Source organism: Burkholderia sp. AW49-1 (genome assembly GCF_053427845.1).
This window is the reverse complement of sequence record NZ_JBSAXF010000027.1, coordinates 17,464-35,325: the sequence shown is the minus strand read 5'-3', so window position 1 is coordinate 35,325 and position 17,862 is coordinate 17,464. Positions and strand designations below refer to the sequence as shown.

The following is a 17,862-nucleotide window of genomic DNA, read 5'->3' as shown; positions in this document are numbered from 1 at the left end:
TTCGCGCGCCGCACGCCCGCATTCCAACTTCCCGGCAGGACCACCACCATGACAGCCCTCCTCATCGACGGCAACGCCCTCTCGAAGACCTTGCGCGCGCAGGCCGCCGAACGCGCCGCCGCCCTGACCGCACGCGGCCACCAGCCCGGTCTCGCGGTGATCCTCGTCGGCGCCAACCCCGCGAGCGAAGTCTACGTGCGCAACAAGATCAAGGCGTGCGAGGACAACGGTTTCTTCTCGCTGAAGGATGCGTACCCGGACACGCTGTCGGAAACCGACCTGCTGGCGCGCATCGACGAACTGAACCGCGACCCGAAGATCCACGGCATCCTGGTCCAGCTGCCGCTGCCGAAGCACATCGACAGCCACAAGGTGATCGAGGCGATCGCGCCGGAGAAGGACGTCGACGGCTTCCACGTCGCGAACGCCGGCGCGCTGATGACGGGCAAGCCGCTGTTCCGCCCGTGCACGCCGTACGGCGTGATGAAGATGTTCGAAGCACATGACATCCCGCTGCAAGGCGCGAACGCGGTCGTGATCGGCCGCTCGAACATCGTCGGCAAGCCGATGGCGATGCTGCTGCTCGAAGCCGGCGCGACCGTGACGATCTGCCACAGCAAGACCCGCGACCTCGCCGCACACACGCGCCAGGCCGACGTCGTGGTCGCCGCGGTCGGCAAGCGCAACATCCTGACGGCCGACATGGTCAAGCCTGGCGCGACGGTGATCGACGTCGGCATGAACCGCGACGACGCGGGCAAGCTGTGCGGCGACGTCGATTTCGCCGGCGTGAAGGAAGTCGCCGGCCACATCACGCCGGTGCCGGGCGGTGTCGGCCCGATGACCATCACGATGCTGCTGATCAACACGATCGAAGCCGCCGAGCGCGCCGCCGCGGCCGCCTGATCGCAACCCGATCGCCCCTGCCCGCCCAGCCGGCGCGCATTCGTGCGCCGGCGTCTGGCCGGCCGCCGTCGCGGCCGCGCCGTTGCACCAAACTCCCCCGAATCCGACCCCGCACCGAGCGCAACCAATCGCGTCGTTAGAAACTAACGATTGGAAAGCGCGCGATGCGCCCCAATAATGTCGGTATCGGGCGCCGCCGCATCGCGCCTCACCCTTTTCACCCCGGTTCATCCGGCAACAGACAGGGAGTCTTAATGTCCGCCAGCGCCAACACCAATCCGCTCCTCGATTTTTCCGGCCTGCCCCGCTTCGGCGAGATTCGTCCGGAACACGTGACGCCCGCGCTCGATACGCTGCTCGATGCCGCCAACCGCGCGGTCGACACCGCGAGCGCGCCAGCGACGCCGGCGACATGGGCCGCGATCGTCGAGACGGTCGAGCAGGCGACGGAGCCGCTCGGGCGTGCATGGGGCGTCGTCGGCCACCTGAACGCGGTCGCCGATACGCCGGAGTTGCGCGCCGCCTACGGCGAAAACCTGCCGCGCGTGACCGAGTTCTGGTCGAGCGTCGGCCAGAACCTCGCGTTGTACGAGAAGTACAAGGCGATCGCCGCGAGCGCCGAATACGCGACGCTGTCCGCCGAGCGCAAGAAGATCCTCGACAACGCGCTGCGCGATTTCCGCCTGTCGGGCGCCGAGTTGCCCGAGGACCGGAAGCCGCGCTTCGCGGAACTGCAGGAGCAGCAGGCCGCGCTGTCGAAGGCGTTCTCCGACCACGTGCTCGATGCGACCAACGCGTATGCGTATTTCGCGCACGACGAAGCCGAGCTGGCCGGCCTGCCGGGCGACGCGATCGAAGCGGCTCGCGAAGCCGCGCAGAAGGAAGGCAAGGAAGGCTGGAAGTTCACGCTGCACTTCCCGTCCTACTTCCCCGTGCTGCAGTACGCCGAGAATCGCGCGATGCGCGAGACGCTGTACCGCGCGTATGCGACCCGCGCATCGGAACTCGGCCCGCAGTACGGCGGCGGCAAGGCCGAGTGGGACAACACGGCGATCGTCGCCGACGAACTGAAGCTGCGCCGCGAAGAAGCGCAGATGCTCGGCTACCGCAACTTCGCCGAAGTGTCGCTCGCGCCGAAGATGGCCGAATCGCCGCAGCAGGTGATCGCGTTCCTCGAGGATCTCGCGACGCGCGCGCGACCGCACGCTGACAAGGACTGGGACGAACTGCGCGCGTTCGCCGCGAAGGACCTCGGTCTGACCGAGCTCGCGCCATGGGACGTCGCGTTCGCGGCCGAGCGGCTGCGCCAGCAACGCTACGCGTTCTCGGAAAACGAGGTCAAGCAGTATTTCCCGGAACCGGCCGTGCTGAAGGGCCTGTTCACCGTCACCGAAACGCTGTTCGGTGTGCGGATCAAGCCGGACGACGCACCGGTGTGGCACAAGGACGTGCGTTTCTTCCGCGTGGAGAACCGCGACGGCTCGCTCGTCGCGCAGTTCTATCTCGACCTGTATGCACGCGAAGGCAAGCGCGGCGGCGCGTGGATGGACGATGCGCGTGCGCGCGCGAAGCGCGGCAACGCCGTGCAGACGCCGGTCGCGTATCTGACCTGCAACTTCTCGGCACCGGTCGGCGGCAAGCCCGCATGCTTCACGCACGACGAAGTCATCACGCTGTTCCATGAATTCGGACACGGGCTGCATCACATGCTCACGCGCGTCGACGAACTCGGCGTGTCGGGCATCAACGGCGTCGAATGGGATGCGGTCGAACTGCCATCGCAGTTCATGGAAAACTTCTGCTGGGAATGGGACGTGCTGTCGTCGATGTCGTCGCATGTCGATACGGGCGCCGTGCTGCCGCGCGAGCTGTTCGACAAGATGATCGCCGCGAAGAACTTCCAGAGTGGCCTCGGCACGCTCCGCCAGATCGTGTTCTCGATGTTCGACATGCTGCTGCACGTCGACTTCGACCCGGCCGGCACGACCGGCGTGAACGCGTTCGCGCGCGAGATCAACGAGCGCTACCACGTGATCCCGCAGGCGGCGTTCTCGCGCTGGCCGAACACGTTCAGCCACATTTTCGCGGGCGGTTATGCGGCCGGCTACTACAGCTACAAGTGGGCCGAGGTGCTGTCGGCCGACGCGTACGCGGCGTTCGAGGAAGCGGCTGCCGCAAGCGGCAGCGTGCTCGATGCGGCGACCGGCACGCGCTATCGCCGCGAGATCCTCGAAGTCGGCGGCAGCCGTCCGGCGATGGATTCGTTCAAGGCGTTCCGCGGCCGCGAGCCGGAAATCGACGCGCTGCTGCGCCACAACGGGATGGCTTCCCCCGCGCACTGAGCATGCCCTGCCCGGCTCGTCCGGCAGCATCGAAAGGCACCGCTTCGGCGGTGCCTTTTTCATGGTGCCGGCGTTTCGCCGCCGGCTTCGTCCGTGTTGTCGTTGTTGCGGTCGGCCTCGTCGTCGAACAGCGAAAACTGCCCGTGACGCTCGGCCGTGTCCTCGTCGATGCGCACGCCGACGCCGAGCAGCCGCACGGCCTGCGCGCGCCGCTGCAGCCCCTTCGCAAGCAGCGTGACGGCCGTCTGCGCATTCGTCGCGTCGGCCACGCACTCGACCGTCGTGCGCTGGAAATCGGCGAAGCGGATCTTCACGTACAGCTTGCGGATCGTGCGGGCCGCGCCCGCGCGCGCGATCCGCGCGTCGAGCTGAACGACGAGGCGACGAATCTCGTCCGCGCATTGCTCGAGCGTCGTCAGGTCGGTCACGTAGGTCGTCTCGACGCTGACCGACTTGCGCTCCTGATCGGCCTGCACCGGCCGCTCGTCGATTCCGCGCGCCAGTTGGTACAGCCGCCGGCCGAACGCGCCAAACTCGCGATGCAGGTCGATCAGCGACCAGTCGCGCAACTGCGCGCAGGTCTGGATGCCGAACCGGTCGAGCCGCGTGGCCGTCACCTGGCCGACGCCGTGCAGCTTGCGCACCGGCAACGCCGCGACGAATGCATCGACCTCATGCGGGCGCACGACGAACAGGCCGTCGGGCTTGTTCCAGTCGGACGCGATTTTCGCGATGAACTTGTTCGGCGCGACACCCGCCGACACCGTCACGCCGACCGTGTCGTACACGCGCTGGCGAATCTCCCGCGCAATCAGCGTCGCGCTGCCCTGGCACAGTTCGGAGCCGCTGACGTCGAGGTACGCCTCGTCGAGCGACAGCGGCTCGACGTCACGCGTGTAGTCGCGATAGATCGCCATGATCTGCCGCGACGCCGCGCGGTACTTGTCCATCGCGGACGGCAGGATCAGCAGGTCCGGGCACTTGCGCATCGCCAGCGCCGACGACATCGCCGAATGCACGCCGTAGCGCCGCGCCTCGTAGTTGCAGGTCGCGATCACGCCGCGCTGGTCGGGCCGGCCGCCGACCGCGAGCGGCCGGTTGCGCAGCGACGGGTCGTCGCGCATCTCGACCGACGCGTAAAAGCAGTCGCAGTCGCAATGGATGATCTTGCGCACGCGTGACGGCGCGTCGCCGGGTGACGGCACGCGCGGATCGGCAGGCGGGATGATGGTCGGATTCACGGTGCCGATACTGTACAAAAACACAGTGGCCGTTTCAACTGTCGCGTGCTGTCGCGTTCGATCGCCTCCGCGCAGTTCCGGCACGTTCCGGCCGGCCGCACCGTACCGGTCCGCTTCGCGCGGATCGTACCGCCGCGCGCAAGGACCGCCCCCTATACTCGTCTGCCACAGGTTACGAAACGCACGGGTGACGGATGAAGACGATCGGACTGATCGGCGGGATGAGCTGGGAATCGTCGGCGGAGTACTACCGGATGATCAATCGCCATTCGAAGGCGCTGCACGGCGCCCATCACAATGCGAAGAGCGTGCTGGTCACGGTGGATTTCGCGGAGATCGAGGCGCTGCAGCGCGCGCAGGACTGGGCCGCGCTCGGCGAGCGGATGCCCGATGCCGCGCGCCGGCTCGAAGCGGCCGGCGCCGATCTCATCGTGCTGACGACCAACACGATGCACCGCGTGCACGGCGCGATCGAGGCTGCGGTGGCGCTGCCGTTCCTGCACATCGCCGATCCGACCGGCGCCGCGCTGCGTGCAGCGGGCGTCGAGCGCGTCGCGCTGCTCGGCACGCGCTACACGATGGAACTGCCGTTCTACGCGGCGCGTCTGCGCGACAAATTCGGCCTCGACGTGCTGGTGCCGGACGAATCCGCGCGCAGCGACGTGCACCGGATCATCTACGACGAGCTGTGTCATGGCGTGATCGATGCAGGGTCGCGCGCGACCTACGTGGCCATCATCGACGAACTGGCAACACGCGGCGCGCAGGCGGTGATACTCGGCTGCACGGAAATCACGCTGCTGATCGGTGCGGACGATTCGCCGCTGCCGGTGTTCGACACGACCGCGCTGCATGCGAAGGCGGCGGTCGAGTGGGCGGCGGGCTGAAAACAAAAAACCCGGCACGAGGCCGGGTTCCTGTCGACGAAGCGCGCATCGGTCACTTGCGCTGCACATCGTCTGGTGTGCTTGGTTGCGGGGGTAGGATTTGAACCTACGACCTTCGGGTTATGAGCCCGACGAGCTGCCAGACTGCTCCACCCCGCGTCAGAAAAATAAATTATAGGGTGATGAAGTACTCACGTCAACACTTTTGTCACATTTTCTTTGCAGGTCGTCGATAACGCGATGCATCGCGCCTGCTTCGCGTCGCGTGTCGCGCGCGTTCGCGCCCCTTGCTCGCGGTAAGATGGCGGCCTTCGCATTCACCCCGCACGCATTCCCGTTCATGAAAATCGCCACCTGGAACGTCAACTCGCTCAACGTCCGCAAGCAGCACGTGCTCGACTGGCTCGCGCAAAGCGGAACCGACGTGCTGTGCCTGCAGGAACTGAAGCTGCCCGACGAGAAGTATCCGCGCGCCGATCTCGAGGCTGCCGGCTACCGCAGCTGGTTCACGGGCCAGAAGACCTACAACGGCGTCGCGATCCTCGTGCGCGACACGCTCGCCGTCGACGAATCGGACGTCGTGCGCAACATCCCCGGCTTCGACGATCCGCAGCAGCGCGTGATCGCCGTGACGGTCGACGGCGTGCGCATCGTGTCCGCCTATTTCCCGAACGGCCAGGCGCCCGACTCCGACAAGTTCGTCTACAAGATGCAGTGGCTCGACGCGCTGCATGCTTGGCTGAGCACCGAGATGCAGCGCTACCCGAAGCTCGCGCTGCTCGGCGACTACAACATCGCGCCGGAAGATCGCGATGTGCACGACCCGGCGAAATGGGAAGGCCAGAACCTCGTGTCGCCGCAGGAGCGCGCGCACTTCGCGAAGCTGATCGAACTCGGCTTCGTCGATGCATTCCGCCGTTTCGAACAGCCGGAGAAGACCTTCACGTGGTGGGACTACCGGATGTTCGCGTTCCGCCGCAACGCGGGGCTGCGCATCGACCACGTCCTGCTGTCGCCGGCGCTCGCCGCCACCTGCACGTCGTGCGAAGTCGACCGCGTGCCGCGCACGTGGGACCAGCCGTCCGACCACACGCCCGTCGTCGCGATCGTCGGCTAAACCCCCTGCCCGCTCGCGCCCGCGCTCAACCGCGCGTGGGCGCGGGCCCGAGATGCGTCCACAGGAAGCCGAATTCCGCCGCATCCGATTCGGCTCGCTCCAGATCGTCGGCGCTGCCGTGGCCGCCGTCGGTGTTCTCCCAGTACCACACCCGTTCGTGTCCGAGCGCATGCATGCGCGCGGCCATCTTGCGCGCATGCGCGGGATGCACGCGGTCGTCGCGCGTCGACGTCGTCAGCAGCAGCGGCGGATACACGACACCGTCGCGCACGCGGTGATACGGCGAGTAGGCGGCGAGTGCCGCGCCCTCGCGCGCATCGTCCGGATCGCCGTACTCGTCGAGCCACGCGGCGCCCGCATGCAGCTTCGGATAGCGCCGCATGTCGAGCAGCGGCACGCGGCACAGCACCGCGCCGAACAGTTCCGGACGCTGCACCATGCAGGCGCCCTCCAGCAGCCCGCCGTTGCTGCCGCCCTCGATGCCGAGCTGCGCGGCCGTCGTCACGCCGGTGCGGATCAGGTCCTCGGCCACCGCGATGAAGTCGTCGAACGAGCGCTGCCGATGTTCGCGCTGCGCGTCGACGTGCCAGCCCGGCCCGAATTCGCCGCCACCCCGGATGTGCGCGAACGCCGCGACACCGCCGCGTTCGAGCCACGCAATGCCGAGTGCATCGCTGTAGCCCGGCAGGTTCGGAATCGCGAAACCGCCGTAGCCTGACAGCAGGCACGGGCGCGCGACGCGGGTGCTGCCGTCGGCGCGCTCCGGTGCATCGAGTGCGTCGAGCGCGTCACGCGACCCGATCAGCGTGTACGGCACCGCCGTGCCGTCGCGCGAACGGGCATTCGCACGACGCACCACCAGCCCGGCCGCATCGAACCGCACCGGCGGCCGGTCGAGCAGCACGCGGCGCGACGGCGCATCGGCCGCGCGATCGGCCAGATCTACGAGCCAGCATTCGGGCGGATCGAGATAGGTATCGACGTCCACGTACACGTCGTCGTTCAGCGTCGACTCGACCGGCTCGACGTCGATCTGCGCATCGCCCGGCCAGTCGAACGGCCGCGCCTCCCACGTCCACGCGCCGTCCTCGCCCTGGCGCGGCTGCCACAGCATCGTGCGGTTGTGAACATCGTCGAGCCAGCTCGCGATCAGCATCGTGCGCGTGTGCGTCCACGTGCAGGCGGATGTCGACGGTTGCGGCGCGAACAACGTCGTGAGCTCGCGCGACCCTGCCAGGAACGCCTGCTCGCGGATCGCGAGCAGCGAGCCGCCCGCGTGATGCACGCCGCCGCAGTCCCAGTCGAGCCGCGGCTCCAGCACGAGCCAGCCTTCCCAGAAGCCGACCTCGACATGCGTCGGCACGTCGTAGCGCGCCCACTCGCCCGCGTCGGTCAGCCAGTACGCGTGTGCATCGAAGAAATCGACGCTGCGCCACGCGACGTGACGGCCGTCGATCGGGTCGAACCACGCGCCCGCGCTGATGTCGTCGGGCTCGCCGCGAAACACGACCGGCGCATCGGCAAGCGGCGTGCCGCGCACCCAGCGGCGCGCATCGTACGGATAGCCGGCTGCGGTCGCATGCGCTTCACCGCGATCCCAGCTTACGTAGACGGTATCGCGACCGATCCAGCCGACCGTGTGATGCCCCGGCTCGTCGATCGTGAAACCGCCGTCGACGAAACGGCGCTGCACGAGATCGAACTCGCGCACGACGACGGCGTCGGCCCCGCCCGGCGACAGCGACAGCAGCGCGCGGTCACCGTCGGGGTACAGGATCGCATCCTGCTCGAACACCCACGACTCACCCTCTTGCGCGCCGAGCGCGTCGACGTCGAGCAGCGTTTCCCATTCGGGCCGCCCGGCGCGCCAGTCGTCCCAGCGCGCGCGGCGCCACAGACCCTTCGGATGGAGATCGTCCTGCCACAAGTCGTACGCCCAGTCGCGCCAGCGGGTCGGAATCACCGGGCGTTCGCGCGGCAGATACGCTTGCGCGAGCCGCGCGGTGAGCGCGCGATACGCATCGTCGTCGCGCAGCGCGACACGCGTGCGCGCGTTCTGTTCGTCGACCCAAGCGCGGGCACGCTTGCTGTCGAGCGCCTCGAGAAAGCGGAAGGGATCGGCCCCGGCGGGCCAGCGGAAGGAATCGGACATGACGGAACGCACCTGACGGCAAACCGCGATTATGTCCGATCACGGCATGCGCGACGCCCGCGCATGCCGCGACGGAGATTTACGGCTCGAGATGCAGTTCCTGGATCTTGCGCGTGATGGTATTGCGGCCGATGCCGAGCCGCTCCGCCGCCTCGACCTTGCGGCCGCGCGTAAAGTCGAGCGCCTCGCGAATCACGGCCGCCTCGAAGCGGCGTGCAAGCTCGTCCATCACGTCGGCCGAATTCTCGCGCAGCAGCCGCGCGACTTCGGTGCGCAGCCCGCTTTCCCACATCGGATAACCGGTCGGCGCACCGTTCGGTGCGGCCGCGACGGGCGCCGCCGTCAACGGCACGATACCGGCCGCCAGCTGCGCGCGCGCCGCGTCGCCCGCAACGCCGCCGCTCACGCCGCCAAGTGCATCCGCGCCATCGGCCGTCGCGGTCACCGGCGCGCCTGCCGGCACGAGGTCGGGCGGCAAGTCCTTGATCTCGACCGTCTGCGCGGGCGCCATCACGGTCAGCCAGTTCGCGAGGTTCTCGAGCTGCCGCACATTGCCGGGAAACGGCAGCGACGTCAGATACGCGAGCGCTTCGTCCGACACGCGCTTCGGCTCGACGCCGAGATCGCGCGCGCTCTTCTGCAGGAAATGACGCGTGAGCAGCGCGATGTCCTCGCTGCGTTCGCGCAGCGGCGGCAGCCGCAGCCGGATCACGTTGAGCCGGTGGTAAAGGTCCTCCCGGAACAGCCCCTGCCGCACGCGCGCCTCCAGATTCTGGTGCGTCGCGGCGATCACGCGCACGTTCGCGCGCAGCGGGTTGTGGCCGCCGACCCGATAGAACTGGCCGTCCGACAGCACGCGCAACAGGCGCGTCTGCAGATCGAACGGCATGTCGCCGATTTCGTCGAGGAACAGCGTGCCGTTCTCGGCCTGCTCGAAGCGGCCCTGGCGCGTCGTCTGCGCGCCGGTGAACGCGCCACGCTCGTGGCCGAACAGTTCGGATTCCAGCAGGTCCTTCGGAATCGCTGCCGTGTTCAGCGCGATGAACGGACCGTTCGCCCGCGGGCTGTGACGGTGCAGTGCCCGCGCGACGAGTTCCTTGCCGGTGCCCGATTCGCCGGTAATCAGCACGGTCGCGGCCGAATGCGACAAGCGGCCGATCGCGCGGAACATGTCCTGCATCGCGGGCGCCTGGCCGAGCATCTCGGGCGCCTCCGCGACGCGCTCGTCCTGCGGCGCGCCGCCGCGCAGGCTCTCCTCGACCGCGCGGCGAATCAGCTCGACGGCCTTGTCGACGTCGAACGGTTTCGCGAGATATTCGAACGCGCCGCCCTGGAACGCTGCAACGGCGCTGTCGAGGTCGGAGAACGCCGTCATGATGATGACGGGCAGGCCCGGCAAGCGCTCGTGCATCGCCTGCAACAGCTCGAGGCCGGAGCCGCCCGGCATCCGGATGTCGGACACGAGCACCTGCGGCGTCTCGTGGTCGAGCGCGGCCAGCGCATCGCGCACGTTCGCGAAGCTCTTCGTCGCGAAGCTGTCCCGGGCGAGTGCCTTTTCGAGCACCCAGCGGATCGATTGGTCGTCGTCTACTATCCAGATCGGCTTCATAGGTCGGTCAGGTATGGGTGAATCCGGTGAATCGCCATGCCGTCGCTCAGTGATCGAGCGGCAGCAGGATCTGAAATTCGGTACGGCCAGGCCGGCTCTCGACTTCGATCATCCCGTCGTGCTGCTGCACGAAGGTCTGCGCGAGCGTGAGGCCGAGGCCGCTACCGTCGTCGCGCCCGGACACGAGCGGGTAGAAGATCCGGTCGCGGATCTCCTCCGGGATGCCGGGCCCGTTGTCGACGACGTGCAAGTCCAGTGCCAGCTTGTACAGGCGCTTCGCGATCGTCACCTTGCGCGCGACGCGCGTGCGCAGTTCGATCTTCGCGTCGCCCTGCGCGATCCGTTCGCGCAGGGCCTGCGCGGCGTTGCGCACGATGTTCAGCAGCGCCTGGATCAGCTGCTCCTTGTCGCCGCGCAGGTCCGGCACGCTCACGTCGTAATCGCGCTCGATGGTGAGCCCGCGCGGAAATTCCGCGAGCATCACCGCGCGCACGCGTTCGCACACTTCATGGATGTTGACGTCGCCGACGATGTGCGGATGCCGATGCGGCTCCAGCAACCGGTCGACGAGCGTCTGCAGGCGGTCGGACTCCTTGATGATCACCTGCGTGTATTCGCGCAACTCGCCGCGCTCGCGCTCGCTCAGTTCGAATTCGAGCAACTGGGCTGCGCCGCGAATGCCGCCGAGCGGGTTCTTGATTTCGTGCGCGAGGTTGCGGATCAGTTGCTTGTTGACCGCGGTCAGGTCGTGGATGCGCTCCTCGCGATCGGTGCGCGACTGCCGTTCGTTCTCGAACAGCTCGACGAGCACGAAATCGGGCGCCGTCTCGATGAAACCGACGATCGCATGCACGTGCAGCGGTTCGCGGCCGGGCCGGTCGAGCACGGTATCGAGATGCGTCGCGTGAAAGCGCTCCTCGCCGATCGCGGTGATCGTCGACGCGAGCTCGTTCGCGTTCGGGAAAATCTCGCCCCACGGCCGCTGCGCGAGCTGCCGGCGCGAGATGTCGAGCATCGCCTCCGCGGACGGGTTCGCGAACGCGATCCGCAACGTCTTGCGGTCGAGCACGATCACGACCGTCGGCAGCGCTTCCAGCCCCGCAAGCAGGCCCGAGCGCGAGAGCCGCTCGTCGTCCGTCAGTCGCTCGGGCTGCCCCGTCTTCGCCTTGATCAGATTCTTCAGAGCCATCGTGCGTGTCGTCGCGCCTCACCGGGTCGGAAAATGGAAATGCTCGGAACAAAAAAGGGACGGCTGGACGCCGTCCCCTTTCAGACTCCGCGGTTCCCGCCGCAAGCCACGCGACGGGAACGAACCGGCATGACGGCGCTGAATCGAAGCGCCATCGCCGATTACAGCGAGTAGTACATCTCGAACTCGATCGGATGCGTCGTCATGCGGAACTTCGCCAGCTCCTGCTCCTTCAGCGCGAGGTACGCATCGATCATGCCGTCGGTGAACACGCCACCGCGCGTCAGGAACTCGCGATCCTTGTCGAGCGCTTCCAGTGCCTGGTCGAGGCCTGCGCAGACGGTCGGGATCTTTGCATCCTCTTCCGGCGGCAGGTCGTACAGGTTCTTGTCCGCAGCTTCGCCCGGGTGGATCTTGTTCTGCACGCCGTCGAGACCGGCCATCATCAGCGCCGTGAAGCACAGGTACGGGTTGGCCATCGGGTCCGGGAAGCGCGTTTCGATGCGGCGGCCCTTCGGGTTCGACACGTGCGGAATGCGGATCGATGCCGAGCGGTTGCGTGCCGAGTAAGCGAGCTTGACCGGTGCCTCGAAGTGCGGAACCAGACGCTTGTACGAGTTCGTCGTCGGGTTCGTGATCGCGTTCAGCGCGCGGGCGTGCTTGATGATGCCGCCGATGTAGAACAGCGCGAATTCCGACAGGCCGGCGTAGCCGTTGCCCGCGAACAGGTTCTGGCCGTCCTTCCAGATCGACTGGTGAACGTGCATGCCCGAACCGTTGTCGCCGACGACCGGCTTCGGCATGAACGTCGCCGTCTTGCCGTACGAGTGCGCGACGTTATGGATGATGTACTTCGACCATTGCGTCCAGTCGGCGCGCTGCACCAGCGTCGAGAACTTCGTGCCGATTTCGTTCTGGCCCTGGCCCGCCACTTCGTGGTGGTGCACTTCGACCGGGATGCCGAGCTGTTCGAGCAGCAGGCACATTTCCGAACGCATGTCCTGGAACGTGTCGACCGGCGCGACCGGGAAGTAGCCGCCCTTCGTGCCCGGGCGGTGGCCCGTGTTGCCGCCTTCGAATTCCTTGCCTGCCGACCACGGCGCTTCTTCCGAGTTGATCTTCACGAAGCAGCCCGACATGTCCGTGTTCCACTGGACCGAGTCGAAAATGAAGAATTCCGGCTCCGGACCGAAGTAGGCGGTGTCGCCCAGGCCGGTGCTCTTCAGGTACGCTTCGCCGCGCTTCGCGAGCGAACGCGGGTCGCGCTCGTAGCCCTTGCCGTCCGCCGGCTCGACCACGTCGCAGGTCAGCACCAGCGTCGACTCTTCGTAGAACGGGTCGATGAACGCGGCGGTCGGGTCCGGCATGAGCAGCATGTCCGACGCCTCGATGCCCTTCCAGCCGGCGATCGACGAGCCGTCGAATGCATGACCGCTTTCGAACTTGTCTTCGTCAAACGCCGAAACCGGCACCGACACGTGCTGTTCCTTGCCGCGCGTATCCGTGAAGCGGAAATCGATGAACTTGACGTCCTCGTCCTTCACGAGCTGCATGACGTCGGCGACGGTTTTACTCATAACCTCTTCTCCTGATTGAACAATTCCGGCGGACTGGGAACCGCCTCGTTTATCGAGCTGCCCGGAGTCTGGCTTTGGCGCAGCGCGCTCCGGGTCGACCGAATTCTATATAGCAGCAACCGTGCCAGCCATGCACAGAAGCGACATGAATCGCGCCAGCCCGCGCCACGGCAGGGCCCGGCTGCGCGATTCCGGGGCCACGCGCCGCATCGACGATCGCCTGGCCGCACTCTCGTGGTGCAAATGGCCAAGCGCGCCGATACTACGGAATCATTCTGGTGCACGCACGCCATTCTGCACCTTTTTGGTGAACCCGTGGGCGGTGCTTGCCTCGCTCGGTACACGGCCATCCGCACGGCGGTGCCGCGCTAGAATGACCGTTTGACCGATACGGAGACCTCCTGCCATGAGTACGCTCGACCAGCTTTACGCGAAGGCCGAAGAACGCCGCGCCCAGGGCGCGCTCCACTATGCCGGCGCACTGCTGCCGGCCGAGGCTTTCGAACTGTTGCAGCTCGACCCGTCGGCGCGCCTCGTCGACGTGCGCACCCGCGCCGAGCTCGACTGGATCGGCCGCCCGCTCGTCGGCGACGGCCAGTACCTGCACCTCGAATGGACGCGCTATCCGGGCGGCGTGCCGAACGCCGAATTCGTCGATCAACTGAAAGCGGCCCTCCCGGCCGATACGCCGATCCTGTTCCTGTGCCGCAGCGCCGCGCGCTCGAAGCTCGCCGCGGTCGCCTCGACGCAGGCCGGCTTCACGAAGGCCTTCGACCTGCTCGAAGGCTTCGAGGGCGGCAAGGATGCCGAAGGCCACCGCAAGACGGTCGACGGCTGGTGCTTCCGGAAACTGCCGTGGATCGGCGCCTGACGGCGCATCCGCCCAGGCACGCCCGACTGCGACATCGTCGAGCCGGGCGATGACATCCCGATGACGGGCCGCATTGCGCGGCCCGTGGTTCTTTTGCGGCCCTTCCGCGGCCCGCATCGGTGCGCGGCGCTCAGGCGCGCGGCACGTCCGGTTCGACCACGTCGCCGCCGAGCAGGTGCACGCCTTCGCGCAGCTTCACGAACGCGGCCGCGACCGCCTCCGGCTCGCCCTTCACGCCGAGATCGATATGCCGGCGCGCGTAGATCCCGCCGCGCTCGGCATCGCCGACGCTCGGCAGGCTGAACACGCGCACGCCCGGGAAATCGCGCTCGATCTTCTCCATCAGCGGCGTGAGCGTCGATTCCGGCAGTTCGAACACGTAGAGCGAGCGCTCCGCGTGCGGCGTCGCGTGATGGAGATGCTGGTACTTCGTGTCGAGCACCCATTCGATCATCGGCCACGCCATCACCGGAAAGCCCGGCACGAAATGGAGATCGCCGACCGAGAACCCGGGAATCCGGTTGTAGCCGTTCGGGATGATCGTCGCGCCGGCCGGGAACACGCCCATGTTGAAGCGGTGCTGGTTTTCCGGCGATTCGAAATCGACCGGCCGAGCCGGATCGGTGTGCGTCTCGCGGATGCGCTCCGAGATCAGCGCCTTCGCTTCCGGGTGCAGCTCGAGCGGCACGCCGAGCGCGGCGGCCGCGCACTGGCGCGTGTGGTCGTCCGGCGTCGCGCCGATCCCGCCCGTGGAAAACACGATGTCGCCGGATGCGACCGCGCGCGCGATCGTCGCGGTGATCCGCGCGGGATCGTCGCCGACGTATTCGGCCCAGTCGAGCGCGAGGCCGCGCGCGCCGAGCAGCTCGATGACCTTGGCCAGGTGCTTGTCCTGCCGGCGGCCCGAAAGGATTTCGTCGCCGATGATGATGATGCCGATGCTCATGCCTGCCCCATGTCGATTGCGGTGGCGCGCGAACTCGCGCGCAGGTCGTCCAGCGCGCGCAGGCAATAGTGCCCGAACCACAGCGCGGAAAAGACGAGGATGAAAGCGTAAACCCAGATCATGGCCGCCGCCACGAACGGAAACAGCACCATCATCCAGACCGACGATACCCACACGAAGGTCGGCACGGTACCGAGCAGCCCGGTCGCGACGCCGATGCCGATCAGCGGCCAGCGATGCTGCCGCACCAGCGCACGGCGCTCGTCGCGGCTCGCGTGCTGCGCGAGCGCGTCGTAGGTCATCACGCGATAGGTCAGCCAGCCCCAGATCACGGGCGGCAGCAGCGCGAAGAACGGCGGAATCAGCCACAGCGGGATCGTGACGACGAGCAGCACGACGCCGACGACGGCCGCGCCGAGCGAATTGAACACGCTGCCGAAGAACGTGCCGCCCCGCTTCGCTTCCAGCGCGGCGAACTGCCGGTTCGACAGGTGCTTGATCACGACCGGCATCGAGATCGTCGCGATCAGCAGCAGCACGGTCAGCACGATCAGCGGAATCGCGAGCGATACGACGACGAACGGCGCGACGACCGCATGCAGCTGCGACATCCCGATCGCGTCGAACATGCGGTACAGCACCGCCGTGAGCACGAAGCCGTCGAGCGCGCCGCGCGCGGCGTCGATCAGCGTCTGCCACGAGAACCACAGCACGACGCCCCACAGCAGCGCCGAGACGACGAACGGCATCAGGGTGAGCCACAGCATGCGCGGATGCAGCGCGCTGACGAAGGCCCGGATGAAGGAGCGCAGCAAATCGTTCATGCGAACCTGTATCGACGAAGAAAAACGGGGAAAGGATAAACCACACGGCCCGCATGCGCCAAAGCGCATGCGGGCCGTGCAGGAGAGCCGTTCAAGGGGAAAGCGACGGGGTCAGGCCGACGCCGCGCCGCGCTTCGCGGGAACGAGGCGCCGGAAGATGCGCACGAACGCGAGGCCGTGCTGCGCCCAGAAGCCGTCGCCGTAGGACACGCCTTCGACCTGCTCGCGGATGCCGGTCGGCTCGACCGTGCGGTTCCACGACGCGGTGCCGAACATCATGTCCCACCACGGGAACAGCACGCCGAAGTTGCAGCCGTACTTGGTGCCTTCGTGGCCGTAGCCGACCGCGTGGTGGCGCCGGTGGAAGGTCGGGCTCACGAGCAGGCGCTCGCCGAGCCAGCCGAACGACAACCGCGCATTCGTATGCTGGATGCTCTGCATGAAGTTCGTGACCGCGGTCAGCACGACGAACTGCGACGGCGTCACGCCGATCACGAGCGCGATCGCCGCGAAGAAGCACGACTGGATCACGTCGTCGAGCAGGTGGTTGCGGTCGTCGCACCACAGCGACATCTGCCGCTGGCTGTGATGCACCGCGTGCAGTTCCCACCAGATGCCGAACTTGTGCTGCCAGCGGTGATACCAGTAGCCGGCGAAGTCGAGCACGACGAGGTAGATCGCGAACGCGACGATCGGCCGCGACGTCACGCCCGGCCACAGATAGTCGAGGTTGACGTTCACGACGCCGTGCAGGCGCAGCCATGCCTGGAAGCCGTCGAACACCGGCTGCAGTGCGAAGAAGAAGAACAGCGTGTAGATGCCGAGCTTCGCGATCGCCGTATAGATCACGTCGACCCGCACCGCACGGCGGTTCTGCCAGCGCTCGACCGGCAGCAGCGCCTCGAGCGGGCGCAGCAGCGCGAACATCAGCACCATCTGCAGCGCGCCGATGATCACCCAGTACAGCGCGTCGTAGGTGTCCTCGTCATAGCCCATCAGGTTGAACTTGAAGAGGAGCGGCTGCACGACGTCGACGTACAGCCAGGTCTGGATGTCCGACACGAACGCATCGATCAGGTGCAGCATCGCTCGCCTCCGCCCGTCACGCGCCGTTCGCAGCCTTCCACGGCGCGCGGTCGTAGAAGTAGATCCCGTGCGGCGAACGGCCGACGGCGATCGTCTGCACCAGCTTGCGCGAGGCGAGGTCGATGATACCGACCTTCTTCGCGAAGCGGAACGTCACCCACAGCGTCTTCTTGTCGGCGGACAGTTCCATGTCGTCCGGCCCCGGCAGCAGGCCGGTGATGTCGCCGACGTTGGTGAGCGTGTTCTCGTCGATGATGCTGATCGTGTTCGCGACCCGATTGGTGACCGCGACGTGCGTGCCGTCGGCGAGCGAGCGGAAGTTGTGCGCGCCGTTGCCCGTGTGGATCTGCTTGACGACCTTCTGGTTGCGCCAGTCGACCACCGCGACGTAGTCCGCGCCGGTCATCCCGACCAGCAGGAACTTGTCGTCCGGCGTGAGCCACAGGCCCGCCGGCACCTTGCCGACCTTCATCTTCCACTTGACCGTCTGAGTCGCGAGGTCGACCGCTGCGATCTCGCCGGACACCTGCAGCGACACGAGCACGGTCTTGCTGTCCTTCGTGAACGCGATGTGGCTCGGCATCACCGCGAGCGGCAAGCGCTTCACGAGATGCAGGTCGCGGCCGTCGTAGTTGTAGATGTCAAGCCGGTCGAGGCGCAGCCCGGTCGACACGAACCACTTGTTGTCGGGCGAGAAGCCGAGCTGGTACGGATCCTCGATGCCTTCGACGGTGCGCTGCAGCTTGCCCGTCTTGGGATCGACGAACATCAGGCTGTTCGAGACCGAATTCGCGACGATCAGCGACGAATTGTCGGGCGTCGCCATCAGGTGATGCGGCTCCTTGCCGGTCGGCATCGTGCCGACGACCTGGCGGGTCTGCTGGTCGATCAGGGAAAGCGTCGCCTCGGCCGAATTGAGGATGATCACGTTATTCGCGTGTGCGGCGGGCGCCAGCACGGCGGCGGCCAGCGCAAGCGTGCGGCCGAAGGAAAGGAAAGTGCGCATGAAGACTCACGTCGTGGAACAGCAGTCATTGTAAAACGCTCGGCAGGCCCCACCGGTTGACGGAAGGCGGCATTGCGCCACTTCGACGCACGTCGCGGTGCCGTGCGGC

Annotated in this window: 14 protein-coding genes and 1 tRNA gene; 5 read left to right on the top strand and 10 right to left on the bottom strand. The window is 67.0% G+C overall.

Annotated elements, in window-relative coordinates:
* Positions 1-48 precede the first annotated feature (48 nt).
* Both folD and ACV22W_RS27660 read left to right on the top strand, forming a co-directional pair.
* Positions 49-906, top strand: coding sequence for a bifunctional methylenetetrahydrofolate dehydrogenase/methenyltetrahydrofolate cyclohydrolase FolD (folD, locus tag ACV22W_RS27665; protein WP_448022679.1), 858 nt, complete (start codon positions 49-51; stop codon positions 904-906).
* A gap of 254 nt (positions 907-1,160) precedes the next feature.
* Positions 1,161-3,248, top strand: coding sequence for a M3 family metallopeptidase (locus ACV22W_RS27660; protein WP_448022678.1), 2,088 nt, complete (start codon positions 1,161-1,163; stop codon positions 3,246-3,248).
* 59 nt (positions 3,249-3,307) lie between these two features.
* Here ACV22W_RS27660 and dinB read toward each other — a convergent pair whose 3' ends face one another.
* On the bottom strand, positions 3,308-4,513 hold the full coding sequence (gene dinB, locus ACV22W_RS27655; protein WP_448022677.1) for a DNA polymerase IV: 1,206 nt from the start codon (positions 4,511-4,513) through the stop codon (positions 3,308-3,310).
* 170 nt (positions 4,514-4,683) lie between these two features.
* On the opposite strand from dinB, the gene ACV22W_RS27650 reads away from it, so the two are divergent.
* Complete coding sequence (locus tag ACV22W_RS27650) at positions 4,684-5,376, top strand: aspartate/glutamate racemase family protein (protein WP_448022676.1); 693 nt, start codon at positions 4,684-4,686, stop codon at positions 5,374-5,376.
* Between the two features lie 82 nt (positions 5,377-5,458).
* Here ACV22W_RS27650 and ACV22W_RS27645 read toward each other — a convergent pair.
* Positions 5,459-5,535: transfer RNA gene (locus ACV22W_RS27645), tRNA-Met, on the bottom strand.
* Between the two features lie 181 nt (positions 5,536-5,716).
* Between ACV22W_RS27645 and xth the strand changes: the two genes are divergently transcribed.
* The gene (gene xth / locus ACV22W_RS27640) at positions 5,717-6,493 is read left to right on the top strand and encodes an exodeoxyribonuclease III (protein ID WP_208456622.1); all 777 of its coding nucleotides are present in this window, start codon (positions 5,717-5,719) and stop codon (positions 6,491-6,493) included.
* Positions 6,494-6,518: 25 nt separating this feature from the next.
* Here xth and ACV22W_RS27635 read toward each other — a convergent pair whose 3' ends face one another.
* The 4 genes from ACV22W_RS27635 to glnA all read right to left on the bottom strand — a co-directional run bounded on the left by ACV22W_RS27635 (position 6,519) and on the right by glnA (position 13,020).
* Complete coding sequence (locus tag ACV22W_RS27635) at positions 6,519-8,645, bottom strand: prolyl oligopeptidase family serine peptidase (RefSeq protein WP_448022675.1); 2,127 nt, start codon at positions 8,643-8,645, stop codon at positions 6,519-6,521.
* Positions 8,646-8,724: 79 nt separating this feature from the next.
* Positions 8,725-10,254: a nitrogen regulation protein NR(I) gene (gene ntrC / locus ACV22W_RS27630; protein WP_448022674.1), complete on the bottom strand. Its 1,530-nt coding sequence runs from the start codon at positions 10,252-10,254 to the stop codon at positions 8,725-8,727.
* Between the two features lie 46 nt (positions 10,255-10,300).
* Positions 10,301-11,443: a nitrogen regulation protein NR(II) gene (gene glnL / locus ACV22W_RS27625; protein WP_448022673.1), complete on the bottom strand. Its 1,143-nt coding sequence runs from the start codon at positions 11,441-11,443 to the stop codon at positions 10,301-10,303.
* A gap of 161 nt (positions 11,444-11,604) precedes the next feature.
* Positions 11,605-13,020 carry a type I glutamate--ammonia ligase gene (gene glnA / locus ACV22W_RS27620; RefSeq protein ID WP_448022672.1) on the bottom strand — a complete coding sequence of 472 codons (1,416 nt, stop codon included), beginning with the start codon at positions 13,018-13,020 and terminating at the stop codon, positions 11,605-11,607.
* A 406-nt stretch (positions 13,021-13,426) separates the two neighbouring features.
* On the opposite strand from glnA, the gene ACV22W_RS27615 reads away from it, so the two are divergent.
* The gene (locus ACV22W_RS27615) at positions 13,427-13,891 is read left to right on the top strand and encodes a rhodanese-like domain-containing protein (RefSeq protein ID WP_448022671.1); all 465 of its coding nucleotides are present in this window, start codon (positions 13,427-13,429) and stop codon (positions 13,889-13,891) included.
* A gap of 130 nt (positions 13,892-14,021) precedes the next feature.
* On the opposite strand, the gene ACV22W_RS27610 is transcribed toward ACV22W_RS27615, so the two are convergent.
* The 4 genes from ACV22W_RS27610 to ACV22W_RS27595 all read right to left on the bottom strand — a co-directional run bounded on the left by ACV22W_RS27610 (position 14,022) and on the right by ACV22W_RS27595 (position 17,753).
* Complete coding sequence (locus ACV22W_RS27610) at positions 14,022-14,837, bottom strand: competence/damage-inducible protein A (RefSeq protein ID WP_059535895.1); 816 nt, start codon at positions 14,835-14,837, stop codon at positions 14,022-14,024.
* Positions 14,834-15,661 carry an EI24 domain-containing protein gene (locus ACV22W_RS27605; RefSeq protein WP_448022670.1) on the bottom strand — a complete coding sequence of 276 codons (828 nt, stop codon included), beginning with the start codon at positions 15,659-15,661 and terminating at the stop codon, positions 14,834-14,836. The genes ACV22W_RS27610 and ACV22W_RS27605 overlap by 4 nt, the downstream gene beginning before the upstream one ends.
* Before the next feature lie 111 nt (positions 15,662-15,772).
* On the bottom strand, positions 15,773-16,747 hold the full coding sequence (locus ACV22W_RS27600; protein ID WP_448022669.1) for a sterol desaturase family protein: 975 nt from the start codon (positions 16,745-16,747) through the stop codon (positions 15,773-15,775).
* Positions 16,748-16,763: 16 nt separating this feature from the next.
* Entirely contained in the window at positions 16,764-17,753 is a 990-nt protein-coding gene (locus tag ACV22W_RS27595) for a YVTN family beta-propeller repeat protein (RefSeq protein WP_448022668.1), read from the bottom strand.
* Positions 17,754-17,862: the final 109 nt, after the last annotated feature.

Excerpts from the sequence above, each read along its gene's own strand:
- ACV22W_RS27600 (WP_448022669.1), bottom strand. The coding sequence starts at position 16,747 with ATGCTGCACCTGATCGATGCGTTCGTGTCGGACATCCAGACCTGGCTG.
- ACV22W_RS27660 (WP_448022678.1), top strand. The coding sequence starts at position 1,161 with ATGTCCGCCAGCGCCAACACCAATCCGCTCCTCGATTTTTCCGGCCTG.
- glnL (WP_448022673.1), bottom strand. The coding sequence starts at position 11,443 with ATGGCTCTGAAGAATCTGATCAAGGCGAAGACGGGGCAGCCCGAGCGA.
- folD (WP_448022679.1), top strand. The coding sequence starts at position 49 with ATGACAGCCCTCCTCATCGACGGCAACGCCCTCTCGAAGACCTTGCGC.
- ACV22W_RS27635 (WP_448022675.1), bottom strand. The coding sequence starts at position 8,645 with ATGTCCGATTCCTTCCGCTGGCCCGCCGGGGCCGATCCCTTCCGCTTT.
- ACV22W_RS27595 (WP_448022668.1), bottom strand. The coding sequence starts at position 17,753 with ATGCGCACTTTCCTTTCCTTCGGCCGCACGCTTGCGCTGGCCGCCGCC.
- ACV22W_RS27610 (WP_059535895.1), bottom strand. The coding sequence starts at position 14,837 with ATGAGCATCGGCATCATCATCATCGGCGACGAAATCCTTTCGGGCCGC.
- ACV22W_RS27650 (WP_448022676.1), top strand. The coding sequence starts at position 4,684 with ATGAAGACGATCGGACTGATCGGCGGGATGAGCTGGGAATCGTCGGCG.
- ntrC (WP_448022674.1), bottom strand. The coding sequence starts at position 10,254 with ATGAAGCCGATCTGGATAGTAGACGACGACCAATCGATCCGCTGGGTG.
- glnA (WP_448022672.1), bottom strand. The coding sequence starts at position 13,020 with ATGAGTAAAACCGTCGCCGACGTCATGCAGCTCGTGAAGGACGAGGAC.
- xth (WP_208456622.1), top strand. The coding sequence starts at position 5,717 with ATGAAAATCGCCACCTGGAACGTCAACTCGCTCAACGTCCGCAAGCAG.
- ACV22W_RS27615 (WP_448022671.1), top strand. The coding sequence starts at position 13,427 with ATGAGTACGCTCGACCAGCTTTACGCGAAGGCCGAAGAACGCCGCGCC.
- ACV22W_RS27605 (WP_448022670.1), bottom strand. The coding sequence starts at position 15,661 with ATGAACGATTTGCTGCGCTCCTTCATCCGGGCCTTCGTCAGCGCGCTG.